Origin of the sequence: Neobacillus nitrireducens (genome assembly GCF_030915405.1) — a bacterium.
Taxonomy (GTDB): domain Bacteria; phylum Bacillota; class Bacilli; order Bacillales; family Cytobacillaceae; genus Neobacillus.
Genome location: NZ_CP133262.1, coordinates 4,864,347 through 4,888,935, shown reverse-complemented (window position 1 = coordinate 4,888,935; position 24,589 = coordinate 4,864,347). Strand labels below are relative to the sequence as shown.

Here is a 24,589-nt window from a genome sequence, read left to right as displayed (position 1 = left end):
TAATCCATTTTAATCTTCGTCAAGCGATAAATCTTTTACAGGAAGTTTTTCACCTTCTTGGTGTGTTGGCTTCCGTAAATTAAAGATTGCTTTAATACAAAATACCAACAATATCACTACACCAATTAAGAAAATGGTGTCAGGCACCGCACGCCATGTTAATAATGTTGCAACAATATCCTTTTGCAAGAATGATGCTGAACGAGAAGCGGCATAGCCATGATTGAAGGCTTCCTTAATTTGGATGATGCCGACAGGAAGTAAGGATAAGAAGACCATTCCTGCAAGGCCAATGTTTAACAAGATACAACTAACTTTAAGCCATTTATCATTCCATGCCTCTGGTTTGACAATATTTCTTAATGTATATAGGAGAACAGCAATTGCAAACATTCCGTATACACCCATCATTGAACCATGACCATGTGCTGGTGTTAAGAATTGTCCGTGTTCGAAATAGCTGACTGCCGGTAAGTTGATTAAGAAACCAAGTACACCTGCGCCAACCAAGTTCCAGATAGCAACCGAGATTAAGAACCAGAACGTTCCTTTATAAGGGAAGTTTACTCCGCCCTCGCGCATCATTTTGTATTGCTCATATGCTTCTAGGATTAACAAAGTTAATGGAATAACTTCTAATGCTGAGAACACTGCTCCAAGTGCTAACCAAACTTCAGCAGAACCATTATAGTAGTAATGGTGACCGATTCCAATTACGCCACTGCCCAGGAGCAGGATCAATTGGAAGTAAAGTTGTCTAACTGTTGATTTTTTCGTTACTAGTCCGAGTTGAACCAATAAGAAACCAATAACAACAACTGCAAATACTTCAAAAATACCTTCTACCCATAAATGGATAATCCACCAACGCCAGTAATCAGCGAAGGTAAAGCTAGTACCCGGGTTAATAAACAATGCAAAAATATAGAATGCAGGTACAGCAATGGCCGCGTAGAATAAGAGATGGATCAATCCACCCTTGTCCGTTTCTCGCTTAAGCCCTGCCTTAATTCCTCGATAAACGATGAACAGCCAGATGAGCATCCCTACAATCAAAATAAGCTGCCAAATTCGTCCAAGCTCAATATATTCCCAGCCTGTATGTCCAAATAAGAACCAATTGTTTCCTAAGTAGCCGTTCGCACCAAGCCATTCACCGACCATACTGCCAACAACAAGAACAACCAAAGCCCAGAATAAAATATCTACTAATAAACCTTGTTTCTTAGGCTCATAACCGCCAACAAGTGGTGCTACATAAATACCCATTCCTAGCCATGCTGTTGCGATCCAGAAGATAGCCAGCTGTAGGTGGTAACCTTTAGAAATATTGAATGGAAGAATATCATGAATCCATTTGATACCGAAGAAACTATCAGGTTCGATATAATAGTGAGCAAGTAAAGCCCCAAACATACACTGTACAAAGAATAAAGCAGCAACAATCACAAAGTATTTCCCTGTTTTCACTTGTGAACTTGTCACTGGCATTTTCCGCAAATCAATTTGTGGGAATTTACCCTCTTTATACGCTTCCTGCATTCCAAAGTTGTAGCGGTAGAAAATAAACAGGATAATTCCAACCATTAACACAAATAGAGTTACGCTGGCACCGCTCCACCAAATAGCAGAAAAGGATAAATGATTCCCTGCGTCTTCGTAGTAAGGCCAATTATTCGTATAAGTAATTTTATCACCTTCACGGACTGTACTTGAAAGCCATGCAGTCCAGAAAAAGAAATCGGATATTTGAGTGATTTGGTCGCCTGTTGCAACATAAGCTCGATCCGTTTTAGGCAAGTCACTTTCTTTAATAAGGTTTGCCTTTAATCCCCAACCGTCACCTTTAGTAAATATTTCTTTATAGTACTCTCTTACTCTTTCAAGTCCAAACGCCTGGGCATTTGTTAACTTCATGGTGTCGCTATTTGAATCATAGCGGTTCTTCCGCATTTCTTTGATTACTTTATTTTTTATGACTGATTTTTCATCTTCATTTAATGAAGCGTAGTCTTTTCCGAATTTATCATTCGCTTTATAATCCTGCATTCCTTCAGTATACAGCTTTAAAGATTCTGCTGTATAATCGGGACCCATATAAGAACCGTGACCTAAAACGGTACCGTAATCCATTAAACCGTATTTTTGGAATACTGCCTGTCCGCCCATAATCGTATCTTTTGTAAATAAAACGTCACCTTTTTCATTGGTAACCTCAACAGGTCTTGGTGCCTGCTCCTTAAAGATCCAATAACCGCCTACTAGTAACACGGTGAAGCTAAGTAAAATGGTTATAACTAATATAGATTTTAGCATTGCATTTTTATTTGTCTTCACCACTTTTGTTGTTGGTGTCCCTCGTTGTATCTCCATGCCAAATTCACCCTTTCATATTTTGTCACAAATCGTATTGTAACTTTGATAAGACCTTCACACAGTGAAGCAACTCATCAAACTCCTGTGATATTTCTCACTCCTACACAGACTGAGAATTATTTTCATAAAAACTAATTAACTATGACGGAGGTCACATAATTACATTGAAAACACTGCTACAATTTAGTCAAACAGAATTACTAATACGAAGGTGATGTTAATGAAGCAAGAGGACATTGTAAAAAGATTATCTGTTGTCCCAATCTTCAAAGAACTGTCGGCAGAAGAACTAGAGCCCATCGTGAAGATTGCACAAACTCGTTTTTATAAACATAAGATGTATATTTTTATGCAGGATGATCCACTTGACCGGGTTTTCTTTATTCATAGTGGAAAAATAAAGATTTGCAGAACTGACCAATCAGGGAAAGAGCAACTCATATCCGTGCTTGAACCCGGTGAAATGTTTCCTCACGCCGGATTTTTCCGAAAGGGGAATTTCCCCGCTCATGCGGAAGTGATGGAAGATTCACATATCATCGTCATTCCCATAGATAAATTTGAAGAAATACTTATTTCCTATCCAGAGCTTTGCATTAAGTTATTTAAAGTATTAGGAGAAAAAATAGTAGATTTGCAAGGAAGATTAGAAGCACAAGTTCTCCATAATACTTTTGAACAAATAATTTTGCTGCTTATTAGGCTCTGTAAATCTAACGGTGAAGTAGTTGGGAGGCGCTATAAGCTAACCACTCAGTTCACGAATCGTGAACTAGCGAATATGATTGGTACTTCGAGAGAAACTGTCAGCAGGACGATCAATCATGTAAAGAAGAAAGATTATGTTACATTGGATGAAAATGGTTTTTACTTAATAGACCGAGAAGCGCTTCAACAGGAATTATTTTATTAATTTATCGGTCTTGAACTAATAATATAAGAGGAGATGAAACATCGATGGAACAACGTATTATTGAACTTGATGTTCGCGAGGATTTAAAAAATAAAATTGAACCTTTTCAAAAAATTATGGAGGCAATTAAGGAAGTAAAGGATAATGATATATTTATCCTCCATGCCCCTTTTAAACCAGTACCACTTTTCGCGGTATTAAAAGCAAAAGGTTTCACGCATGAAGAAGAAGAAATTGATAGCAAGCATTGGAAAGTCACATTTACAAAGAAAGCCTAAAGAAAGTAGGGTGAAATATTCATGATCTTAGATAATCGTGGTTTAGAACCGCCCCAGCCAATGATGCGAACCTTAGCCGCTTTGGAAACCCTGGGTGAAAATGAGATATTAACAATCATAAATGATCGAAGGCCCATGTTCCTTTATGAGCAATTAGAGGAATTAGGCTATCAACAGCGTACAGAAGAACAAAATGACGGAAGCTTTAAAATTGAAATCTTCCGGTAAGAGGGTGAACAATCATGCTTCCTCAAACTATGGGAAGTGAAACAAATATTAAGCTTCCGATTTCTTTTATATTTTTTAGTCTATTTGCCTTGGTACTTTCGCAAATTCAACTTTTAGTTAATGGACAATTGATGACGGATGGGACCTTTAGAATCCCTGTTATCTGGTCTTCAGCTCATTTATTAGTCCTAGGCTGGGCATTGATGGCAGCAATGGGAGCCATGTATCAGCTGGTACCCGTTGCATTCCTAACCAATATTTGGAACGAGAGATTTGGCTTCATCCAGTTTTTCGTTACTGCTGTCGGAATTACTTCATTTGCAGTGATGTTATATTGGTCACCGCAAAATGCAATCATCCCTGGTGTGCTAACTTTACTTGGAATCTTAATGTTTTTAGTACAAATGTTTATGACGCTTAGTAAGCAAGCTAAACCAACGATTATGACAGCCTTTGTCGGTTCGTCCCTTGTTTGTTTATTTGTAACGATTTCTTTGGGAATTACATTAATTTATAGCTTAAAAACAGGATTTGCCAGTGAATATTATCAATCAATCTTTAAAGCACATTTATTAATGGGAGTTACTGGCTGGTTTACACTGTTGATTTTTGGATTTTCCTATAAAATGGTACCGATGTTTTCTCTTTCCCATGGTTTTCCAATGGTTCAAGCTAAATATGTTTATGGGTTTTATTTTTCCGGACTTGTCGTCTCACTTGTTTCCTTTTTTACGAATAACAGTATCCTTCTGAAAATTGGTTTCTTATTACTTTTGATTGGATTTTCTATTTTCAGTTGGCATATTAAAATAATCATCAAAAAAAGATTGAAGAAGACACTTGATAAACCATTTAGGTTTGCTTTAGTTGCGATTGGGTTTGGAAATGTAATTCATTTAGCTGCCTTTATCATGTTATGGAATCAAGATGTAGGCCATTTTGCCGGCCCACTCATCTATGTCTATTTATTACTCTGGATTGTCTTAAGCATTGTTAGTTATTTATATAAAATTGTTCCATTCCTTTGGTGGACTTATAAATATAGTAAGGAAATCGGGAAAAATAAGGTTCCTTCATTGAAAGAAATGATGAATGAAAAAATTGTTCCGACGTTATTTTCTTTATTTATCGTCGCTGTACTGATCGTCTATTGCGCTCTAACTTTTCATGTAGCTATTCTCTTTAATATCGGTCAGTTTGTACTTTCAATTGTTTTTATTATTATTGCAATCAGTATCCTAAAGGTTTTAAAAAAATAGTGAGGTGTTTATGATGAATACTAAAGAAAAAATTCTATCTGCGTTAAAAAGTGTTTATGATCCCGAATTAAACATAAATGTAGTTGACCTAGGCTTGATTTATAATATTGAGATAACCGAATCAAATGATGTTACCATCACCATGACGTTAACAACGCCAGGCTGTCCACTCCATGACAGCATTACCAGCGGGGTTCGTTATAGCGTCGAAGGGATTGAGGAAACCGGAAAGGTTGAAGTAAATCTCGTCTGGGAACCAGCATGGTCACCAGATAAAATGACACCCGAAGGATTAAGATTATTAGGTAGATAGAAAAAAGCGGAGGCACTTTAATTAGTGCTTCCGCTTTTTTTATACTTTATTTTTATTCTTTCGCTTTTGTTGGCAAAACCTCATTAATCATGTGTAACACATCTGCGTCGATATCTTCTTCTACTAAAATATGAACCGTTCCTTGATCCTTCTCACTCCTGATTAAGCGGCCAACTCCTTGACGTAAGCGGAGCAGCATATATGGCAGGTCAACCTCCGTAAATGGGTTATCAACACCGGCACGTTTGGCCGTAAAGACCGGATCATTCGGTGGATAAGGAAGTGAAAATATCAAGACATTTTCAAGTGATCTGCCCGGTATATCAAGTCCTTCCCAGAGATGAAGTGAACAAAGAATGGCATGTTCTTCATTCTGGAATTTAGAAACAAGCGTACTTATCTCTTCATCCCCTTCAAAATAAATCGGATATGGGATTACTCCAGAAAGCTTTTTCTTTAGTCGCGCAAGTTCGTCTTTATTATTTAAAAGAATTAAGGCACGTCCCTCTGATTTGTGAAGTTCCGCTAAGATATAGTCCAATTTCCCTTCAATATCTTCTTTGTTGAATTTTGGAATATAAAGCTCCATTTTATCATCATAATCAAATGGAGACGTCACTGAAAAGGATAAGTAGTCATCTACACCAATACTAGTAGCAATATAGTCGAACGACTTTTGATTAGCCAGCGTTGCGGATGAGAAGATAAACGGCTTTTTCTGCGTAAAAACTTCTTCCCTCATTACTTCTTCGACCATTCTAGGCATAATAACTAATGTGCGTTCTCCCCCTTTTTCTTCGAACCAGGTAATTCCGTTTAATTCCTGAAGAAAAAGTGATAAGGAATAGGTGATTTGTTCCAAGTACTCTTCGACAATTTTCAGGTCGTATTCATTAATAACATATAGTTCACTTTCAAACACTAATTCTTCCTCTAGTTGTTGAAGGGTTGAATGTAACTTTCTGCATGTTTTTAATACTAAAGGATGCTTCGTAATCATTTGTTTATCTGAACCAAGTGAAAGAGAGGAGAATTGGGATATTGCATCAAAAAATGCTTCATTATCTAATAATGCCTCATCAATCGTATACAAAGTCTTTTCACGTACTTCATTTTCCATTAACCTCGTGAGCAGTGATTCCAATGTATAATCAGTAAACCGATAGCTTAACGCTTTTTGAGCTGCATATTCAAGGAGATGTCCTTCATCAAAAACAACCGAAGAATGCTCAGGTAAAAGCGGCAGCTGCCCTTCCCGCTTTCTGGATTCCTTTGTCCAGATATGCTCCATATAGAAATCATGGGAACAGATAATTAAATCCTCAGAATGTCGATAATAATCACGATGCAATGTTAGACCACAGCGATGACGCTTTTCACAAGAAAAACAATCCTGGACTGCATCCCAATTAACCTCGCTCCATTTTTCATCAGATAGAGATGGATAATCTCTTCTATCACCATACCTTTCAAAGGTTTGCATAGAGCCAACTGCATGAACAAAATCAGGAAGGCTTTCATAAATATCTGAAATTTCATCAGAAAAATCATTGTTCCTAGTCGTATCCAACTTTTTTAGACACAGGTATTGATCGCGCGACTTTGCCAAACGGACATCGATATTCAGGTCAAGAATTTTCTCTAACTTTGCGATATCTCCCTCTTTTTTAACCAACTGCTCAATCAAGGTCTCATCCGCACACGCAATAACTGCTGGACGATTTGTATAGCGTGCATACATAATTGCATAAAGCAAATAAACGATAGTCTTCCCCGTTCCAACCCCGGCTTCAGCAAACATTACTTTTTTATCCTTATAGGCATTTTCAAGTTGAAAAGCCATGTAAATCTGTTCATCCCTCAATTCAAATCCGGCATCTGGCAAAATATCATAAAATAAGTCACCAATCCATTCACCTAATTTATCATAAAAGGATTCAGTTTTTGCAATCTCAAATGGCATGCGTTTTTGCATGGTAGCCTCCCCAAAAAACTTTCATGTATTACACAAAAATAAATTTGTTAAACCTTTTATTTTTCTTGAATCTGTTCATTTTGCCGAGGAGGTCTCTTTCCCCAATATTGATAAAGGTCTGTACGAATAAAACCATTAAATAGCTTTCTCTTCTTGGTAGCTGGCCGTCCATAAAATTGTTCAAACTGCTCATGGGAAGTCAGAATATATTTTGACCATGTATCAAGAGCATTGAAGGCTTGGCCCATTTCTTTATACATATTTTCGATCTCTTTTTTCTCCCCGAGTCTTTCTCCATATGGAGGGTTCCCGACAATGACACCGTATTGTTTGTTTGTAGAAATATCTCTAACCTGCATTTGCTTGAAATGGATTAAGTCCGCAAAGCCAGCCTCAAAAGCATTATCTTGGGCAATTTTCACCATTCTATGGTCGATATCTGTTCCTAAAATATCTAATGGTTGATCATAATTTGCTAAGTCCTCTGCTTCATTTCTAGCCTCTTGCCATACTTTTGATGGGATCCAATTCCATCGCTCAGATACAAATTCCCGGTTAAAGCCTGGAGCAATATTTTGCCCAATCATCGCTGCTTCAATAGGAATCGTCCCCGAACCGCAAAAAGGGTCCATGAATGGTCTGTCTGCCTTCCAGTTTGTGAGCAGAACAAGAGCAGCAGCAAGAGTTTCTTTTAGGGGTGCCTCCCCCTGATCGACTCGATAACCGCGTTTATGCAGCCCCTGACCACTTGTGTCAAGGGTTATCGTAGCAACGTCTTTAAGAAGTGCCACTTCGATGCGAAAGAAAGCACCAGTTTCCTCAAACCAGGTACTACGCTTATAATGTTGTTTCATTCTTTCAACAACTGCTTTTTTTACGATTGCCTGGCAATCAGAAACACTGAAGAGCGTAGACTTTACAGATTTACCAACCACAGGGAATTCTGCGTCTTCAGGTAAGAATTTTTCCCATGGGAGGGCCTTAGTTTTTTCGAATAATTCATCAAAGGTATATGCCTTAAATTCTCCGACCTTGATTTTAATTCTGTCTGCTGTTCGAAGCCATAAATTACTGCGAGCGATCGCATATTCATCCCCTGTGTAGATGACCTTTCCATTTTCCACTTCACAGTCATATCCTAATGACCGTACTTCTTTGGCAACTAAAGCTTCAAGCCCCATTGCCGCGGTAGCTATTAATTGATAATTTCCCATTTTTCCACCCTTAATTCATTTCATTTGTATGTAAGTTTTTCACTAATATAATAATCTTTCATTCGATTTCATTATTGACAAAAAGTTGGAAACGAATGCAATATATACATTTATAATAATAAAAAGCCCTCCTTATTAGGAGAGCCGTTTAATCCAGCATACATTCCCATTAATAACGCCCTGTAAGCCATGTTCTGTACCAGTGTACTACAAACGACACGGGTGTGTCTCGTACTTAGGTGGTAATCATCTATCTACAGGTTCAAATTTGAACCTGTCCTTCTCCTTGTTCAATTCCTCAGAGAAAGTGCCCCTACCATTATTTGGGTTTCTCGCTCGTGGGGTTTACCCGTTCCACCCTTTCCATTTCTGGAAAGGCTACGTCACTGTGGCACTTTTATAGGTATTCATACCATATCCCAAAGGACTTAGGTATTTTCCCGGCCGTCAGTTGGATGCTAGCCCCAACTGCCCTAGCTTATGAATTCACTAGGCACGAACACTACGAGCATCTCAGCTCGTGCGAGCATGGACTTTCCTCTGCAAGATTACAAATGCATCTTACAGCGATTACCCGAACGTTATTAATGAATACAATCTATTATATGTATTTACCGCTGGTAATTCAATGGTTATTATCAGGAAATTTTCCTATTTCTTGTTAATCGTAGAGCTTGTTGCCAAAAACATGTTTTTCAAGATTGGATAACCGCTTCAAGATATCAAAATTTGTTGTCCCTGCAGGTTGTGCTGCTGGTTGTCTTTTTGATGTTTCTTCAAGCTGTTTTCGAAGACGAAGATTTTCCTGTTGAAGATCTTCAACCTCTTGATGAAATGTACCATAATCTTTAATGATTAAATCCAAGAACTTATCCACATCTTCTTGTTTATAACCCCGTACACCTGTCTTAAACTCTTTTTCTAAAATATCCTTAGCTGTTAATTTCACTTTATCTGATAGCATTCTATTCACCTCGGTATTCGCCAATCACTACCTATTATTTTTTCAAAAATATGTAGTTTTGTCAATTTTCATTTGTGTCGTTAAATGTAAGAATTTATAAATCATTTCAATATATGGATTTCCATCTAAAAAAATGACCAATAAGTTTAAAAGTCTTGCTGTTTCATATGTTCTTCCTCAACAATCATTTGTAAATCATAAAATGTGATAAGTTCAATGGGAAATGGATGTTTTTTTTGGTATTCAAGAGCCATTTCATATAGGTATTTTGGGCTCCCATCCCTTTCCTGATCGTAAAGAAGGAGGAGTGCCTCACTTTTTTCAATAAAAAATTGATTTTTTAGCCTAAATTGCCAAGGTTTTTCATAGCCCTTTTTCGAAACAGAATCAATGAAGTCTGCTTGTGCTAAGACTGACTCATACCATTCCTGATTATTTTCCTTCCATGAAGCTTGCTGGTCTAAAAACGGCGTGATAACAGCAAGTTTTAAATCTGGATATTCTGTTTGTAATTCAAATACAACTTCGGCAGCCCAGAGCTCTACACCTAATTGACCGCTGATGAGCACCCACTCTAGACCCTCGTCTAACATTGGAATCAGTGATTTTTTTATAGCAGCTTTGAGAAATAATACAGAGGGATGATCATTTTTAAAAATTCCTAATTCAAAAGGTTTATAACCTGAAATGGTCAGAACTTTCATAAAGAATGTTCTCCTCGCCAAGAATTTTTTTTAAAATGGATAAACATTTGAATAGTACAAGCATATCATATAAGTAAAGAAAACAATTAAAAAACAAGGGCTAAAAGCCCCTGCAATAGACATTATTTCAATTAACGTCTAGGACCCATGAATGGTCCCGGTGCAAACCCTGGACCCCCTGGGCCGAAACCTGGGCCTCCTGGACCGAAACCTGGACCTCCTGGGCCGAAACCTGGACCTCCTGGGCCGAAACCAGGGCCTCCTGGGCCGAAACCTGGACCACCCATTCCAGGCATAGCATTTGGCAATGCATTTGGTAGTGCATTTGCAGCAGGTGCTGCTACTGGCATTACGTTTGGTGCACATGTGTTACAACAATCAATATGCTGGTTGCAGCACTCCTCAGTACACGATGCTGTTTGTGGACAGTAATGTTTATGTTGATACATATGGTGATTCACCGTTGTAGTGTGGACAGGGTGAATATGCGGAACCACCGTTGTTGAAAACGTATGATTCACAATTTGTTTAGTCGGATGAATGACTGGCGGCATAAAATTAGTTCCAAGATACATATATTAATCTCCCTTCAGTTATTGGTTTACATTACAGCCTATGTTGAAGGGATTACTCTTGTACTAATGAAAACACCTATTTTTTTAGTTTTACACGTTTATGCCATGCTTCTTCATTTATAAAAAAGAATAAAAGCTATCTTTTAAACTCGTAAAAATAACTGCAGTCAAACAAACGACAATAAAAAATAAGAATAAAATCGCTTTATACATATTACTACCAGCTCCAAATGTTTAAATAGTCGTTTTTTTTCCTCAATCCAAATTCAAATTTTACCTCTTTCAACTATGATAAACAATATGGAAATACTGGTTTTTTAAATTAAATTTCACTCAATTTGTGGCAAAAAAGTGAACTTTACAAAAAACAAACTTCAGACCCACTTTTTATAATTTTCGATCTAACCTTTTAAGACGTAACTTAAGTTGCTCTAAGCTGCTTTGATTTGTCATAATAGGCGGGTTTTCCATCTCGGATACAATGATCATCGCCTTTTGACAATAATCTTTCGCAAGTGGATAATCCTTTAGCCTATGTTCATGTATTTTTGCAAGTTCTACGCATGCTTCTAACATCAGCCGGTTATCACCAGAATCAACCACATCAGAAAACAAATTCCGTGCACATTCCCAGTTGAGATCCTTTTTATTCTGCAATGCCAGAGCATATTTTGCTTGATAGGAAGTAAAATCCTTACCCGTGGCCAGCTTGGTCAAAAATTTTTTTGCTTCATTTTTTTCTCCAAGAGCAGCAAACCAGCGCCCTACCTCATAGGACTCGGGTCTTGTTTGAGTTTTGTCTGTTCCACATAGTTGAAAGGTTATATGAGTATACAAGGTTATAAGTGATAAAATATCAATTTCATTATGTTTGAGAATACCAAGCATACCATCAGGCTGTTTACTATCAATAAACTCAAAATAAATGATCGGTGCCAAAAAGCCAGGGATATCATCAACCCTTTCGACCCCAAGGACCTCTTTTTCAACTATTGCCAACTTTAACCGTTCTAATTTATGCTTCCAAAGCCTCCTTGCTGCATGAAATAAGTCAAAATGTCCAAATTGCGGCAGCTTTGGGACATGTTCTCGAACTAAGGTGTGCCTAGTTTTTACCTGGGGCCAATCAAACGATTTTCCGTTGTAGGTAACCAGCGTTTTATAATTCACCTTTTCTAGAAAGCTTTGGTATAACGGAACCTCGGCTCCCGGGTGCGGTAAAATATGTTGTCTTAAAATAAGGGAATCACCAGAAATGCTGGCATAGCCAAGTAAAAAAATAGTATTTCCCACCCCACCGCCAAGACCAGTTGTTTCCGTATCAAAAAAGAATAATTCTTCAGCTTGATGCCCTTCTGCTGATAAAGGATGGTTAACGGGCTGTTGATTCCAAATATCGACTGCGGTTAAAAAGTCACGAAAACAGTAGTGTCCATGCTGATAGGAGAGTGGATATTTCACTTCTCTGATCAAACAGTAATCTTTGTCGATAAAATATGGAAAAACGTTCTCTTGCTCCCATCTTTCCCTGAATGGAATCTCAATGCTCGCTTCCTGAGGAGGCAATGTACTATTTTTTTCAGATGGATTGCCAACAGAAAGATGTGGTTTTAAACGATTTAGTTTACTTTTTAACGACATCTTTTATCTTCCTTTTCTACATTGAAGATTTTATAAAGGCTTCAATAATTTTTAAGGCGTCCCTTTTTGCTGTTTCACTAATGGTATCTGTACCAATACATGACGGGCATCCCGATTCACATTGACAGCGAGTAATCATTTTCTTTGTTTCATCAAATACTTCTGACATACCGCTGTATATTTTTTCGCTTAATCCAATCCCGCCTGGGTAGCGATCATAAAAGAAAATGGTTGGCTTTTCGTTATGGTCTGCCTTTACTTGCGGAATAACATGAATATCCTGAGGGTCGGCCATTACGAATAATGGTGCGATATGGTTTAGGGCATGCGCAGTTCCGACAAGCCCCTGTTCGAGTCGCTCATGGCCCATTTCTGACATGGACTGGTTTAAAGAAATCCAGGCCAGCGTTTGTGTGAAGCTCTTCTTCGGGCAAATGGATGGGGCCGGATCCAATATTTTCGTGTGTCTCAAATTTAATTTTTTTAAAAATCGTTGCCATCGCCCTTACGCTAACATCCCCATAACCAAACTCAGCATCCACTTTCGATAGAAGCTTGTCGACTTCGAGGACTTTTAATTGAACCGCTAAATTTGCATCGGTGAAGTAGTCTACATCCACTTCTCTAACGAACGCCTTCTTTTCATCCCAATCAAGCTTTTCTACCTGGAATTGAGTACCTTGGTGTAAATAAATCGCTTCGTCGTGGAGGAGCGTCATCGCAGAAAAGCGGTCCATTTCCCCTATAACTTTTACATTCGCAACATCTGTTTGGTCCACGATGATTACATTTTCCTGTGATGCCGACCGTAAGCTAATGTTATGAGCTGGAAAGGAATCATTCATCCAATACCACTTTTCACCATTACGGTAAAGGACTTGTTCTTCGGTTAAATATTCTAGCAGTTCCTCTGTTTCTACACTTCCAAATTGCTCGCCTGCTGTAAAAGGGAGTTCATAGGCAGCACATTTCATATGGTCGATTAAAATAATTAAATTATCAGGATTAATCCTTGCTGTTTCCGGGCTTTTATTAAAAAAGTAATCTGGATTCTGGATGATATATTGGTCAAGAGGACTGGAGCTTGCCACCATAATGACTAAGGCTTCTCCATGCCTTCTTCCAGCTCTTCCTGCCTGCTGCCAAGCGCTGGATATCGTCCCAGGATAGCCTGTCATGATACATACTTGAAGTTGCCCAATATCAACACCTAGTTCGAGAGCATTGGTACTGACTACACCGTAAATCTCACCTGAACGGAGCCCTTTTTCAATCTTCCTTCGTTCGGTTGGAAGATACCCGCCCCGATAACCCATTATCGACTTTGCCCCCAATTGGTTTTTCACTAATTCTTGTAAATAAGTCAGAATGATTTCGACCCTCACTCTGCTTCTAGCAAAAACGATGGTTTGAATTTTATTTTTTAATAGTTCCCCAGCGATTTTCCGAACCTCTAGTGTCGCACTTCTTCTAATATTTAATGGTTTGTTTACAATAGGTGGATTATAGAATAGAAAGTGCTTTGTCCCGCTAGGGGCCCCATTGTTATCGATCAGATGCATTTTTTCTTCGGTTAGATTTTCTGCCAGCTCAAGTGGATTCGCAATCGTAGCGGATGTACAAATAAATACAGGGTTACTCCCATAATACCTGCAAATACGTTTAAGCCTTCTGATCACATTGGCCACGTGACTGCCAAACACCCCCCGATAGGTGTGAAGTTCATCGATGACAACAAATTTAAGGTTTTCAAATAAAGAAACCCATTTCGTATGATGGGGCAGGATTGCTGAGTGGAGCATATCGGGGTTAGTAATAACCACATGGCCCGCTTGTCTCACTCTTTGTCGAATATTTGCCGGTGTGTCCCCGTCATACGTATAGCTGTTAATATCCACGCCTGCTGCTTGGATAATCTCGTTGATTTCACTCTTTTGGTCTTGCGCGAGGGCTTTCGTAGGAAACATATAAAGAGCACGTGTACTTGAATTTGCTAAAATCGATTGCAAAACCGGAAGATTGTAGCAAAGGGTTTTACCTGAAGCTGTCGGAGTAACGGCGACGATACTTTTCCCGTCCATAATTTTTTCATAGGCCGATTTTTGATGTGTATATAGTTGTTCAATCCCCCTACTTTCTAGTGCGCTCCTTAAAACCTGATGGAGGTTCATAGGAAGCGGAACGGTTTCAGCCGGTTTTTCTTCGATGGTGTGCCATGTGACGATATTTTCCTTAAATTGATCATTTATTTTTAAGTCTGACAAAACTTCTTGCAAGTTTTTTTTCAACTTCATACTTCATCACCTCATTACATCTATTTTAACGAATGAACGTTCGTAACAAAAGTAAAAATGACATTTTTATTTTTGAAATACCTGGTACTTTTCTCCTGAAGTGAAATAATTTTAACCGTTACTTATACAATTCATATGAATAACAATAAACTATTGCTTAAATTTTTGTTACAATAGGTAATAACGGAATATATTTGTGAAGGTGATGGAATGAAAATTGAAGAGATAAAAAAGGTACTTTCTGTTTTTACCCTTTTTCGAGAATTAAATGATTTTGAAATAACGAAGATTTCTGATATAGCGATTACAAGGGAATGGAAAAAACAGAGTCATGTGTTTCTCCAAGGCGACCCACTTGAAAATGTCTATTTTATTTATGATGGAAAAATTAAAATCTACAAAAGTGATATTAATGGCAAAGAACAAATTGTTGCGATTGCTAAAAAAGGTGAAATGTTTCCCCATGTAGGTTTTTTCAGAAAAGGTGATTACCCAGCCTATGCAGAAGTACTTGAGCCCTCAACACTCATTGCGATTCCAATTTCAAAATTTGAAACCGTTTTGATTGAAAACCCTGAGCTATGTATTAAGGTGTTTAAAGTATTAGGTGAAAAAATTGTCGATTTACAAAACAGATTAGAAGAGCAAATTCTTAATAATACCTATGAACAAATCATCAAACTTTTGATTCGGCTTGCTCAGAAGCACGGTAAAGAACAAGAAGATGGGACCATTCTATTGAAGTCCGAATTCACCAACAAGGACCTTGCTAATATGATCGGCACAACAAGAGAAACAATTAGCAGAACCCTGACAAAAATGAAAAAAGATGAGTTAATAGAAGTAGATGATGAAGGAAACATGATCGTCGATGTTGAAATTCTCATGGAAGAAATTAATTTATTCTAAACAGAAGCCACAGCACATTGATGCTGCGGCTTTTTTGTTTGATTAGGAAATTAGAAAATTACTTATTGTGGATAACTTGAAATAGTTTTCTGAATCCAGCTCCAGCACCCAACTGCTAGTGGGCTTCGCTCTCCGCCCTACGATAAGTCAACATCGAATCGCTAACGCTCTCCGTGTTTCCTTTATCTCAGTTGGAGCGCTCCAGCCCATACGCAGCTAAACGGGCGCTTTCGCCTTTTGTTATTTATTTTAATGAAAGCTGAAGCATGTCTTCCATATCTTCTTTTGCTGTACCTATCAATTTTAGATTAAAGGTGTCTTGAAGGACCTGTAATACTCCTTCAGAAATAAATTCAGGCGGCTTTGGACCAATGCGGATATCCTGGATTCCTAAGCTAAACAGTCCAAGCAAAATGGCCACTGCTTTTTGTTCAAACCAAGATAAAACTATGCTGACAGGAAGTTCATTTACCTCACAGCCAAATGCATCTGCCAGAGCTAGAGCAATTTTAACAGTTGAACCTGAGTTATTGCATTGACCCAAATCAATATACCTAGGAATATCCGTTCCTGGCACAACACCATAGTCTACATCATTAAAGCGGAATTTCCCACATGAAGTCGTTAAGATAACCGTCTCTGGTGGCAATGATGTAGCCAGTTCACGGTAATAATTCCCGCCAGGACCAGGTGCATCACAGCCGGCAATCACGAAGAAGCGTTTGATTTTACCAGCTTTGACAGCATCAATTACTTCAGGAGCTAAGCCTAGAACCGTCTCATGATGGAACCCTGTAAGTAACGTTTCTTCAGATTCAATTGCTGCTTCAGGAAGCTCTAATGCTCTCTCAATCAGTGGAGTAAAATCATCATTGGTAATTTTCTCAACATTTTCAAGTCCTGCTACTTCATATGTAAACATTCTATCTGCGTAGGTTCCTTTAATCGGCATCACACAGTTAGTCGTTGCAAGAATGGCCCCAGGGAATGCTTCAAACAAACGCCGTTGGTCGTACCAAGCTTTTCCAATATTCCCTTTTAGGTGAGAATATTTCTTCAGTGCTGGATAACCGTGCGCAGGAAGCATTTCAGAATGGGTATAGATGTTGATACCTTTACCTTCTGTTTGCTTTAATAATTCCTCTAAAGCAAATAAGTTGTGTCCTGTAACAACAATACATTTACCTTCAATTTTGTTTTGGCTGACACGGATTGGCTCTGGAATACCTAAACGCTTGGTATGAGCTTCATCAAGAATTTCCATGACCCTAACCGCTGATTGACCTACTTTCATTGCCATATCAATATGTTCCTGAACATTAAAATTGGAATTGGTTAATGTCATGTATAGAGCTTCATGTGTGGTTGCATCAACAAATGGATCAGTGTAACCAAGTTGATTGGCATGTGTCCGGTAAGCTGCAATTCCTTTTAACCCAAAAATAATCGTATCTTGTAAGCTGGCAATCGTTTCATCCTTTCCGCATACACCAATAACATTACATCCGCCTGAAGGGGTTTGTTCACATTGATAACAAAACATATATATTCCTCACTTTCCATTAATTACTGCTAGAGTATACAAATCCTTCCTATTTTTTAATGTGATATATATCACTTATAAACAAACTGTAATAATTCGTTCAAAAATTTGTTGCAATAATATGGCGGCACCTACCTAATTTTGTCAGCATATACTAGCAAGTGAAATATTGGAAAGTGAGGGGAACCTAATGTCATCTAAGGTACCAAGTGATAAGAATGACTCTAAAAAGCAAAAATCAGAATCCTTTGGAGAATTAATAAGAATAATGAACGACTTTTTCAATGAAAGACCAATTAAAGGCTTTCTGCAGTCTATCGATGATTTTTTTAAAAGTCCCTTTCCACCGGGGGCAAACTTCCACGTTGACACAATAGAGGCAGATAACGAATATATTATCTCTGCTGAACTGCCTGGGGTTAAAAGGGAGCAAATCCATTTAAATATTTCGGGTAATTATCTTACAATTTCCGTGGAAAATAGAGAACTTGAAACATCTGAAGATGAGCAAAATCAGATCTTCCGAAGAAAGTATTTACAACAGAAATCATCCAGAACCATTTCACTGCCTCATACAATTATTGAAAAGAATGTGAAAGCTTCCTATCGGGATGGCTTATTAAAAGTTCGAATTCCTCAGGAAAAGGGGAACATGATTGAAATCGAAGACTAAATTACATTTCATCATCATATGAAAAGACGGCTCGTATATAAGCCGTCTTTTTTATTACACTTTAAATATTCCACCAAAGCCTTTTACAAGTGATGAAACTTGACTTACGGCATTCATCATTTGGCCTGCTGTGTTCACCATTTTATTAATATCCACCGACCCATCTTGGGACTTGAAGGAATTCATAAATGTTTGAACTCCGCCTGGCTGTTTAGGAATTGCACTTTGCTTAGGGTAAGGGTTCATTACCGGATAACCATTCATTGGCATATATTGTGGTTTTTGAACGATTTCATCTTGAGGCTGCAATGGATTCTGGAATAAGAATTGCGAATCCTTTTGCGTAAATGGCTGGCTAGTGTATTGCGTATTTTGTGAAACATAGCCAGGTTGATAGTTTTGCCCATATGGCTGGTACATTGGCGGATAATAAGGAATTTGTTGATTTGGTTGTTGGTAAGCGGTCCAATCATAGTTTTGAGGTGGACCTTGGTAATGGACTGGTTGATTACTATTATAAGGATGCTGATTCCTGTACTGACCAACTGGACCTTGGTGCACCATTTGCCCCGGGTATCCATTATTGAAGTAATTCGTCGGTCTTTTCTTTCCAAACATGGGCAAACATCTCCTCCGCAATTTATCTACTACACTTTATGTAGTGAATGAAGGAAAGGTGATTCCATTGGGAAGATACCCAATGTCATAAAGACAAGAATTTTGTCTAAAGTTTAAATATTTTAAAAACTAGAAATCCTTTCTTTTCATGATACGATAGAAAAAAGGATGAAGGAGGAGAAAATAGAGATGGACATTCGCGAATTAAAAGGCAAATTTATTCAAAGCAGGGAATATACTACTGATGATGTTAATGCATTAATGGATTTTGCTAAGAAAGCGTATATTCATAACGATATTACTATTAAAGAATATCGTCTTCTTGTCCGTGAACTTGAAAAACAGGGCGCGGTAATTCCAGATATGGAAAATGAAAACTCCCTCATCGAACATTCTTAATAAACATTAAAGAGATGCAAATGCATCTCTTTTCTATTTTTTTACTTCTTTTAAAATTTCTAAGAGAAAATAATCTACCGTGCGATTCGTATTTAAAAATCTTGTTTTGCTAGTTTCCGGGAAAAAGGATTGGATGGATAACTGGTTTATGTGTTCAGATGTCGTTTCGATTTGCTTCAGATGAAGATGTTTATGATTTGTTTCTGAAAGCCATTTCTTCATGGCCCGATTCCATTGTTCAGTGATTTCCTTTACTTCATTGGCAAAAGGTTTAATCACTTCATGAAAGTCAGGCTTGACCCCCGTCTCTCTACCCTCTTGAAAGTACTTCATGAATAAGCCATTATAAGCTAACAGTTTTTCAGTTAATTGGACGATTTCATCAGACATCATTTTAAAACCCTTTCTGAAAAAAAATAAATAGCAGCATGAAACTATCATGCTGCTTTAATCGTTATTCTATTTTAACGGTAATTAAAAGCCCATTTCAAGCTGTAAGGCTCTGGGCAGATGATTTGGATTGGAGCCGGCGACTTCTAAATTAGAAATGGAGTTAACTAGATCGATACTTTCTTCTAGTCCCTTTAATTTTTGTTTAGATACAATTAATTTAGCCTGCTCATCCTTGTCTAAATTTTTGCGCAGGTCTGAGAAGGATGCTTCAAGCACCACTTCCAAATCCTCTAACTGAACATATATTTCAGTCAGCATCGAAATCAACGTTTCCTTATCGGACAATGGCTTATTCATCTATTGACCCCTCCCAGCGTTTTCTACTAAGTATAATTCTCTTTCTTTTACTAGCTTCCTTCCACCATGACAAAACTAGAAGCTATTCGTCAAAGGTAGTGGTAAAATGGCATTTTTCCCTTATGTTTTCGACATCAATATAGCCTGAATGAAAAAATAAAAATGCGCACAAGCTATGATTGGAGGTGTTTTTTAATGACAAAAAATAATAAACAAAACAAAAAGCAGCAAACAGTTCAATCAAATACGGAAAAAAAGACAGGCTTTGGTGATAAAAAGCTTGTCGGTGAAAACCGACCTGCAGAATAAGAAAAGCGGAAGCGCCCGTTTAGCGGCGTATGGACTCCTCGAAAAAGCTAACGCTTTTTCTTCGTGCGGTGCATATGCTGACGAAGCGTTCCTTGTGGAGCGCTTCGACTGAGATAAAGGAAACACGGAGAGCGAAGCGATCCGATGTTGACTTATCGTAGGAAGAAGAGCGAAGTACACTAGCCGCTGGGCGCTGGAGCTAGACACTATCACACAAAAAGCAAGGGTAACACTCCCTTGCTTTTTTATTTCCACTTTTTTAACTGTAAGGTCCTTTGCAGGGCGAGCATTAATTGAAGCTGATTTGATTTAGCAAAATACCAATCAGTAATGTGAATAGGCTGACGATGTTTTGCGGGTAAATGCAGCCAAACAGGGGATACCCTGCGATGCTTACTCCAATCCTCATAAACATGTTGGTTATGCTTTATTACGGGAAAACTTGCTCGTAAAATCGGTGTTTTCTGTCCTGTTTTTGTCCTAAAATATTGTTCATAATCATTTCTTGAGCCTGTATGCGGTGTTTTTTCAGCAAATTCATAAAAATAGGGAAAGAGTCGTGGATGAAAAAGGATGCTAGCAAGCCTTTTTCCTAAGTTAATTCTTTTTGAAAGTGACTTGAAACCATTTGCACTGGCACCATATACTTCGCCTCCGCAGGTCGGAAATAGCACACAACTGAAGTGAAGCCAATCTTGAAAAGAAAAAATCTTTGATTGGAACACTTTCTTCTTATAAACAGGGTGATCAATGATAGGAGTTTGAATGACGTTTTGTTCATTTATAATTAAAGAAGTGGTTAGTCTATCCTTATCATTTTCTTTCCAATATCGAACCCATTCTTTTTGAATAAAAGTTGACACATGAAAATGAGGAAGTAAATGAAACATTTGTCGATTTAATTTCGTCGAATATTGATAGACCAATAATTGGGGAAAGATATCATGAAAAATCAACCAATTTGCCCGCTCATAGGTAAGAAAAAGCTGCTTTCTCGTCATATCTGAAAGTAATTGTGGGAAGATTGACCCTTGGAGGTCACACATATTCCATCCGCCATTTCTAGAAACCATACTTGCTAGGAAAGACCAAATGATATCTGGATTTTTTTTAAAAAAAGAAAAGTACGCTTCTGTCCTCGAGATGTTATCAACATTTTTTTTATTCGTTTCAGCTGCAATTTGACGAATGATTGTTCGTTCCTGTATTGTAAGATGATTCATGTTCATCTTCCCTTAAATTTTTTTAATAGATTATTAATTCTATGAAAGAGGTTGTATTCAATTATGGCAAATGCATCATGTTAAAATTAGGCATTCCAGGTACAATTGTTATTAGAGTGTGTATGCAAATCTATTTTATACACCCCTTTCTCACAAAGATTTGATATGATAAGGAAGAGCTTGAGAGGTGTAAGGCATGAATTTTAACTATCCAAACGGAAAAAGGTACATACCAAGAGAACCTGATTCAGAAAATAAAATGAAAAAGAAAAAAAATGGTTCTTATAGTAATAGAGGGATGACACTTGAGGAAGATTTAAATGAAACAAATGAATATTACCGTGTGAGAAATGTAGCGGTTATTCATAAGAAACCGACGCCCGTTCAAATCGTCCAGGTTGATTATCCAAACCGTAGTGCTGCAGTAATCAAAGAGGCGTATTTTAAACTAGCCTCCACCACGGATTATAACGGAGTCTATAAAGGAAAGTATATTGATTTCGAGGCAAAAGAAACACAGAACCCTACCTCATTTCCATTAAAGAATTTCCATCAACACCAGATACAGCATATGGAAGAAGTGTTGAATCAAGGAGGGATTTGTTTTGTCATCCTTCGTTTTACGAGATATGAGCAGGTTTTTTTACTTGAAGCAAAACACCTGTTAACATTTTGGGAAAGGATGACTAATGGAGGCAGAAAATCAATTACCAAAGAGGAAGTGGAACAACAAGGGCATCTGATTCCACTTGGTTTTCAACCGCGAATTGACTATATTAAAATAATAGATAAGCTTCATTATTGAGTGCAGGATCGAAAGGAAGGAATGTTACAATGTCAGATCAGTACCAATCAAGAGAGGAGCGCCGGAAGAAACTCCAATCCAAAGGTAACCCAAAACCCAAGAAGAAATCCGGTGGTTTAGTTAAGAAAATTTTTCTTGCTTTAATGGCCCTTGGTATAATTGGAATTCTTGCCGGGGTGGGTACTTTCGCCTACTTAGTAAAGGATGCTCCCGTGCTTGACCCGAAATTATTAAAAGATCCGATCCCATCGAAGATTTTAGATAAAGATGACAAGTTAATTACTGAAGTAGGTGCCGTTAATCGGGAATATGTAAATTATAAAGATATACCGCAGGTTGTTGAAAATGCGATTTTAGCAACAGAAGATTATCGTTTTTATAAGCATCATGGAATTGACCCCATTCGATTGGGAGGTGCTGTGTTAGCCAACATCCAACACGGACTTGGTACAGAAGGTGCCAGTACCATCACACAACAGGTAGTAAAAAACTCATTTTTAACTCCTGAAAAAACGTTAAAGCGAAAAGTCGAAGAAGCATGGCTTTCCTATCAACTTGAACAGCAATATACAAAGCACCAAATTTTCGAAATGTATGTCAATAAGGTGTATGTTTCTGAAAATAGTCATGGGATTGCTACCGCTGCAAAAATTTATTATGGTAAAGAATTAAAAGATTTAACTTTATCAGAAGCAGCCCAAATTGCCGGAATGCCGCAAAGTCCAAATAATTATAATCCTTTCGATCATCCGGATTTAGCTGAAAAGAGACGAAATATTGTCTTAACGTTAATGGAGCAGCACGGCTTTATTTCGAAACAAGAGATGGAAAAAGCAAAAAAGGTATCGGTTAAATCAACTGTTTTGAATGAAAAACAACGGATTGTAAATGAAAAACCTTTTGATTCATTTGTAGATGCTGTTATAGATGAAGTGAAGGAAACATCTGATTTTGATATTTTTACTGATGGATTAACCATCCATACAACCTTAGATCCAGATGCACAAACCTATGTAGAGGACATTCTCAATAAATCAGACATTATTGATTATCCGGATGATGAATTTCAAGCCGGGGTTGCCCTCCTTGATACACAAACAGGAGAAATCCGTGCAATCGGAGGCGGAAGAAACCAAAAAGTTAAACGTGGGTTTAATTATGCTATCGATACACAGCGTCAACCAGGATCAACGATTAAACCTGTTCTCGATTATGCCCCTGCAATTGAATATTTAAATTGGGGAACCTATGAAATGATAGAGGATAAACCCATCACCTATTCATCCGGGAAGAAATTTGGAAACTGGGACCAAAGCTACAAGGGAGCTATGACAATTAGAACAGCTCTGCAACTATCTCGAAACTCACCAGCCGTTCAAACTCTTCAGCAAGTTGGTCTGGATAAAGCCAAAAACTTTGCTGTGGATTTAGGTATTCCTTTAAAAGAAATTTTTGAATCCTACGCCATTGGCGGATTTAGAACAGGTGTTTCCCCACTTGAAATGGCAGGCGCCTATAGTGCTTTTGGGAATAAGGGTATTTACACCAAACCACATGCGATTAGGAAAATCAAGTTGCGAGATGGTACCTTTATTAGCACTGCACCAGAACCGAAGGTAGTAATGAAGGACTCTACCGCTTTTATGATTACTGATATGATGACGAGTGTCCTCGAATATCCCGGTACAGGTACAAGGGCGAAAGTTCCCGGACTTCCGATGGCCGGAAAGACAGGAACAACAAATTATACAGATGAAGAAATTCAAAAATGGGGTATACCAAGCAGCAGGTCGGTTCCTGATGCATGGTTCACCGGATATACCACCAATTACACCGCATCTATTTGGACCGGTTATAAAGATCGAAGTACCCCTATTAACGCAGTAGGAGATAATCAACGTTTAGCCCAATTGTTATTTAAAAACATAATGGCCTATGTATCGAAGGATATCGATACACCTGACTTTAAGATGCCAAACAGTGTTCAAAGAGTCCGGATTGAAAGAGGCTCGATGCCGCCGGTATTAGCTAGTCAATACACTCCGGGAAGCCAAATTGTTACCGAGTATGCTGTGAAAGGTCATGCACCTAATAGAGTCTCAAAAAGGTATGATAAACTGAATACACCGAAAAAGCTGAATGCCAAATATGATGAAGTAAATCAAAATATTACCTTAACATGGGATTACAAAACAAATGTTACTTTCACAATAACGGTGGATAGCACTTCTGGTCAAAAGCAATATACTCAATCTGGAACATCATTAACAATCCCTGCAGTACCGGGTTCTAAGTATACCTTCACTATTGTTGCAATCAGTGGCAATCGAACAAGTGCCCCCGCAACAAGATCGATTGATATACCACTGCCAATCCAGGAAGAAAACCCTGGCACTACTCCCCCTGGTAATGAAACTACTCCTGGTAACGGGAATGGGAATGGAAATGGAAACAATGGAAACGGAAACGGAAACGGGAATGGCAACAATGGAAATGGCGGTAATACTGGCAGCGATCCAGGTACTGGAGATGGTACTACAACTCCAGAGACTCCCATCAACAATGGGACAGGTGAAGGAGCAGTTCCAGTAACCCCAGGGACATAGTAAGAAAAGCGAAAGTGCCC

At 38.1% G+C, this 24,589-nt stretch carries 22 protein-coding genes, 1 other RNA gene and 1 pseudogene; 10 read left to right on the top strand and 14 right to left on the bottom strand.

Going from position 1 to position 24,589, the window contains the following annotated elements; genetic code table 11:
- Window positions 1–9 precede the first annotated feature (9 nt).
- Complete coding sequence (locus tag RCG22_RS23965) at window positions 10–2,373, bottom strand: nitric-oxide reductase large subunit (RefSeq protein ID WP_308104980.1); 2,364 nt, start codon at window positions 2,371–2,373, stop codon at window positions 10–12.
- 223 nt (window positions 2,374–2,596) lie between these two features.
- Here RCG22_RS23965 and RCG22_RS23960 point away from each other — a divergent pair, with 223 nt between their 5' ends.
- From RCG22_RS23960 to RCG22_RS23940, 5 genes are read left to right on the top strand one after another with little or no spacing between them, the layout of a single operon-like run.
- Entirely contained in the window at window positions 2,597–3,289 is a 693-nt protein-coding gene (locus tag RCG22_RS23960; protein WP_098263386.1) for a Crp/Fnr family transcriptional regulator, read from the top strand.
- Between the two features lie 44 nt (window positions 3,290–3,333).
- Window positions 3,334–3,567, top strand: a complete 234-nt coding sequence (locus RCG22_RS23955) for a DUF2249 domain-containing protein (RefSeq protein ID WP_098263385.1) — start codon at window positions 3,334–3,336, stop codon at window positions 3,565–3,567.
- 21 nt (window positions 3,568–3,588) lie between these two features.
- Window positions 3,589–3,795: a DUF2249 domain-containing protein gene (locus RCG22_RS23950; RefSeq protein ID WP_098263384.1), complete on the top strand. Its 207-nt coding sequence runs from the start codon at window positions 3,589–3,591 to the stop codon at window positions 3,793–3,795.
- Between the two features lie 14 nt (window positions 3,796–3,809).
- Complete coding sequence (locus RCG22_RS23945) at window positions 3,810–5,054, top strand: hypothetical protein (protein WP_308104979.1); 1,245 nt, start codon at window positions 3,810–3,812, stop codon at window positions 5,052–5,054.
- A gap of 13 nt (window positions 5,055–5,067) precedes the next feature.
- A complete protein-coding gene (locus RCG22_RS23940; protein ID WP_308107237.1) occupies window positions 5,068–5,367 on the top strand; it encodes a metal-sulfur cluster assembly factor in 300 nt (99 codons plus the stop codon).
- A 52-nt stretch (window positions 5,368–5,419) separates the two neighbouring features.
- Here the strand turns inward: RCG22_RS23940 and RCG22_RS23935 are convergent, their stop codons facing one another.
- The 8 genes and pseudogenes from RCG22_RS23935 to RCG22_RS23895 all read right to left on the bottom strand — a co-directional run bounded on the left by RCG22_RS23935 (window position 5,420) and on the right by RCG22_RS23895 (window position 14,734).
- A complete protein-coding gene (locus tag RCG22_RS23935; RefSeq protein WP_308104978.1) occupies window positions 5,420–7,342 on the bottom strand; it encodes an ATP-dependent DNA helicase in 1,923 nt (640 codons plus the stop codon).
- Window positions 7,343–7,398: 56 nt separating this feature from the next.
- Window positions 7,399–8,556, bottom strand: coding sequence for a THUMP domain-containing class I SAM-dependent RNA methyltransferase (locus RCG22_RS23930; protein WP_308104977.1), 1,158 nt, complete (start codon window positions 8,554–8,556; stop codon window positions 7,399–7,401).
- Between the two features lie 178 nt (window positions 8,557–8,734).
- Window positions 8,735–9,138, bottom strand: an RNA gene (rnpB, locus tag RCG22_RS23925) — RNase P RNA component class B.
- A 79-nt stretch (window positions 9,139–9,217) separates the two neighbouring features.
- Complete coding sequence (gpsB, locus tag RCG22_RS23920) at window positions 9,218–9,520, bottom strand: cell division regulator GpsB (RefSeq protein WP_066257064.1); 303 nt, start codon at window positions 9,518–9,520, stop codon at window positions 9,218–9,220.
- Window positions 9,521–9,666: 146 nt separating this feature from the next.
- On the bottom strand, window positions 9,667–10,224 hold the full coding sequence (locus tag RCG22_RS23915; protein WP_308104976.1) for an SLOG family protein: 558 nt from the start codon (window positions 10,222–10,224) through the stop codon (window positions 9,667–9,669).
- 131 nt (window positions 10,225–10,355) lie between these two features.
- Window positions 10,356–10,799, bottom strand: a complete 444-nt coding sequence (locus RCG22_RS23910) for a CotD family spore coat protein (RefSeq protein WP_308104975.1) — start codon at window positions 10,797–10,799, stop codon at window positions 10,356–10,358.
- Window positions 10,800–11,186: 387 nt separating this feature from the next.
- The gene (locus RCG22_RS23900) at window positions 11,187–12,440 is read right to left on the bottom strand and encodes a ribonuclease H-like domain-containing protein (protein ID WP_308104974.1); all 1,254 of its coding nucleotides are present in this window, start codon (window positions 12,438–12,440) and stop codon (window positions 11,187–11,189) included.
- Window positions 12,441–12,456: 16 nt separating this feature from the next.
- Window positions 12,457–14,734: pseudogene (locus RCG22_RS23895) on the bottom strand (DEAD/DEAH box helicase).
- Between the two features lie 210 nt (window positions 14,735–14,944).
- On the opposite strand from RCG22_RS23895, the gene RCG22_RS23890 reads away from it, so the two are divergent.
- The gene (locus RCG22_RS23890) at window positions 14,945–15,643 is read left to right on the top strand and encodes a Crp/Fnr family transcriptional regulator (RefSeq protein ID WP_098261603.1); all 699 of its coding nucleotides are present in this window, start codon (window positions 14,945–14,947) and stop codon (window positions 15,641–15,643) included.
- 244 nt (window positions 15,644–15,887) lie between these two features.
- On the opposite strand, the gene hcp is transcribed toward RCG22_RS23890, so the two are convergent.
- Complete coding sequence (gene hcp / locus RCG22_RS23885) at window positions 15,888–17,186, bottom strand: hydroxylamine reductase (protein ID WP_098261604.1); 1,299 nt, start codon at window positions 17,184–17,186, stop codon at window positions 15,888–15,890.
- Window positions 17,187–17,376: 190 nt separating this feature from the next.
- On the opposite strand from hcp, the gene RCG22_RS23880 reads away from it, so the two are divergent.
- Complete coding sequence (locus RCG22_RS23880; protein WP_098261605.1) at window positions 17,377–17,859, top strand: Hsp20/alpha crystallin family protein; 483 nt, start codon at window positions 17,377–17,379, stop codon at window positions 17,857–17,859.
- A gap of 54 nt (window positions 17,860–17,913) precedes the next feature.
- Here RCG22_RS23880 and RCG22_RS23875 read toward each other — a convergent pair whose 3' ends face one another.
- Window positions 17,914–18,477 (bottom strand): YppG family protein, encoded by a 564-nt coding sequence (locus RCG22_RS23875; RefSeq protein ID WP_308104973.1) that lies wholly within the window; start codon window positions 18,475–18,477, stop codon window positions 17,914–17,916.
- Between the two features lie 189 nt (window positions 18,478–18,666).
- On the opposite strand from RCG22_RS23875, the gene yppF reads away from it, so the two are divergent.
- Window positions 18,667–18,876 (top strand): YppF family protein, encoded by a 210-nt coding sequence (yppF, locus tag RCG22_RS23870; RefSeq protein ID WP_098261606.1) that lies wholly within the window; start codon window positions 18,667–18,669, stop codon window positions 18,874–18,876.
- Between the two features lie 33 nt (window positions 18,877–18,909).
- On the opposite strand, the gene RCG22_RS23865 is transcribed toward yppF, so the two are convergent.
- The 3 genes from RCG22_RS23865 to RCG22_RS23855 all read right to left on the bottom strand — a co-directional run bounded on the left by RCG22_RS23865 (window position 18,910) and on the right by RCG22_RS23855 (window position 21,158).
- Window positions 18,910–19,269 (bottom strand): DUF1798 family protein, encoded by a 360-nt coding sequence (locus RCG22_RS23865; RefSeq protein ID WP_308104972.1) that lies wholly within the window; start codon window positions 19,267–19,269, stop codon window positions 18,910–18,912.
- 81 nt (window positions 19,270–19,350) lie between these two features.
- On the bottom strand, window positions 19,351–19,626 hold the full coding sequence (locus RCG22_RS23860; protein ID WP_098261608.1) for a hypothetical protein: 276 nt from the start codon (window positions 19,624–19,626) through the stop codon (window positions 19,351–19,353).
- 554 nt (window positions 19,627–20,180) lie between these two features.
- A complete protein-coding gene (locus RCG22_RS23855) occupies window positions 20,181–21,158 on the bottom strand; it encodes a DUF2515 family protein (RefSeq protein WP_308104971.1) in 978 nt (325 codons plus the stop codon).
- A 196-nt stretch (window positions 21,159–21,354) separates the two neighbouring features.
- Between RCG22_RS23855 and recU the strand changes: the two genes are divergently transcribed.
- Window positions 21,355–21,963, top strand: a complete 609-nt coding sequence (gene recU, locus RCG22_RS23850) for a Holliday junction resolvase RecU (protein WP_308104970.1) — start codon at window positions 21,355–21,357, stop codon at window positions 21,961–21,963.
- Window positions 21,964–21,992: 29 nt separating this feature from the next.
- Window positions 21,993–24,569 carry a transglycosylase domain-containing protein gene (locus RCG22_RS23845; protein WP_308104969.1) on the top strand — a complete coding sequence of 859 codons (2,577 nt, stop codon included), beginning with the start codon at window positions 21,993–21,995 and terminating at the stop codon, window positions 24,567–24,569.
- Window positions 24,570–24,589 lie beyond the last annotated feature (20 nt).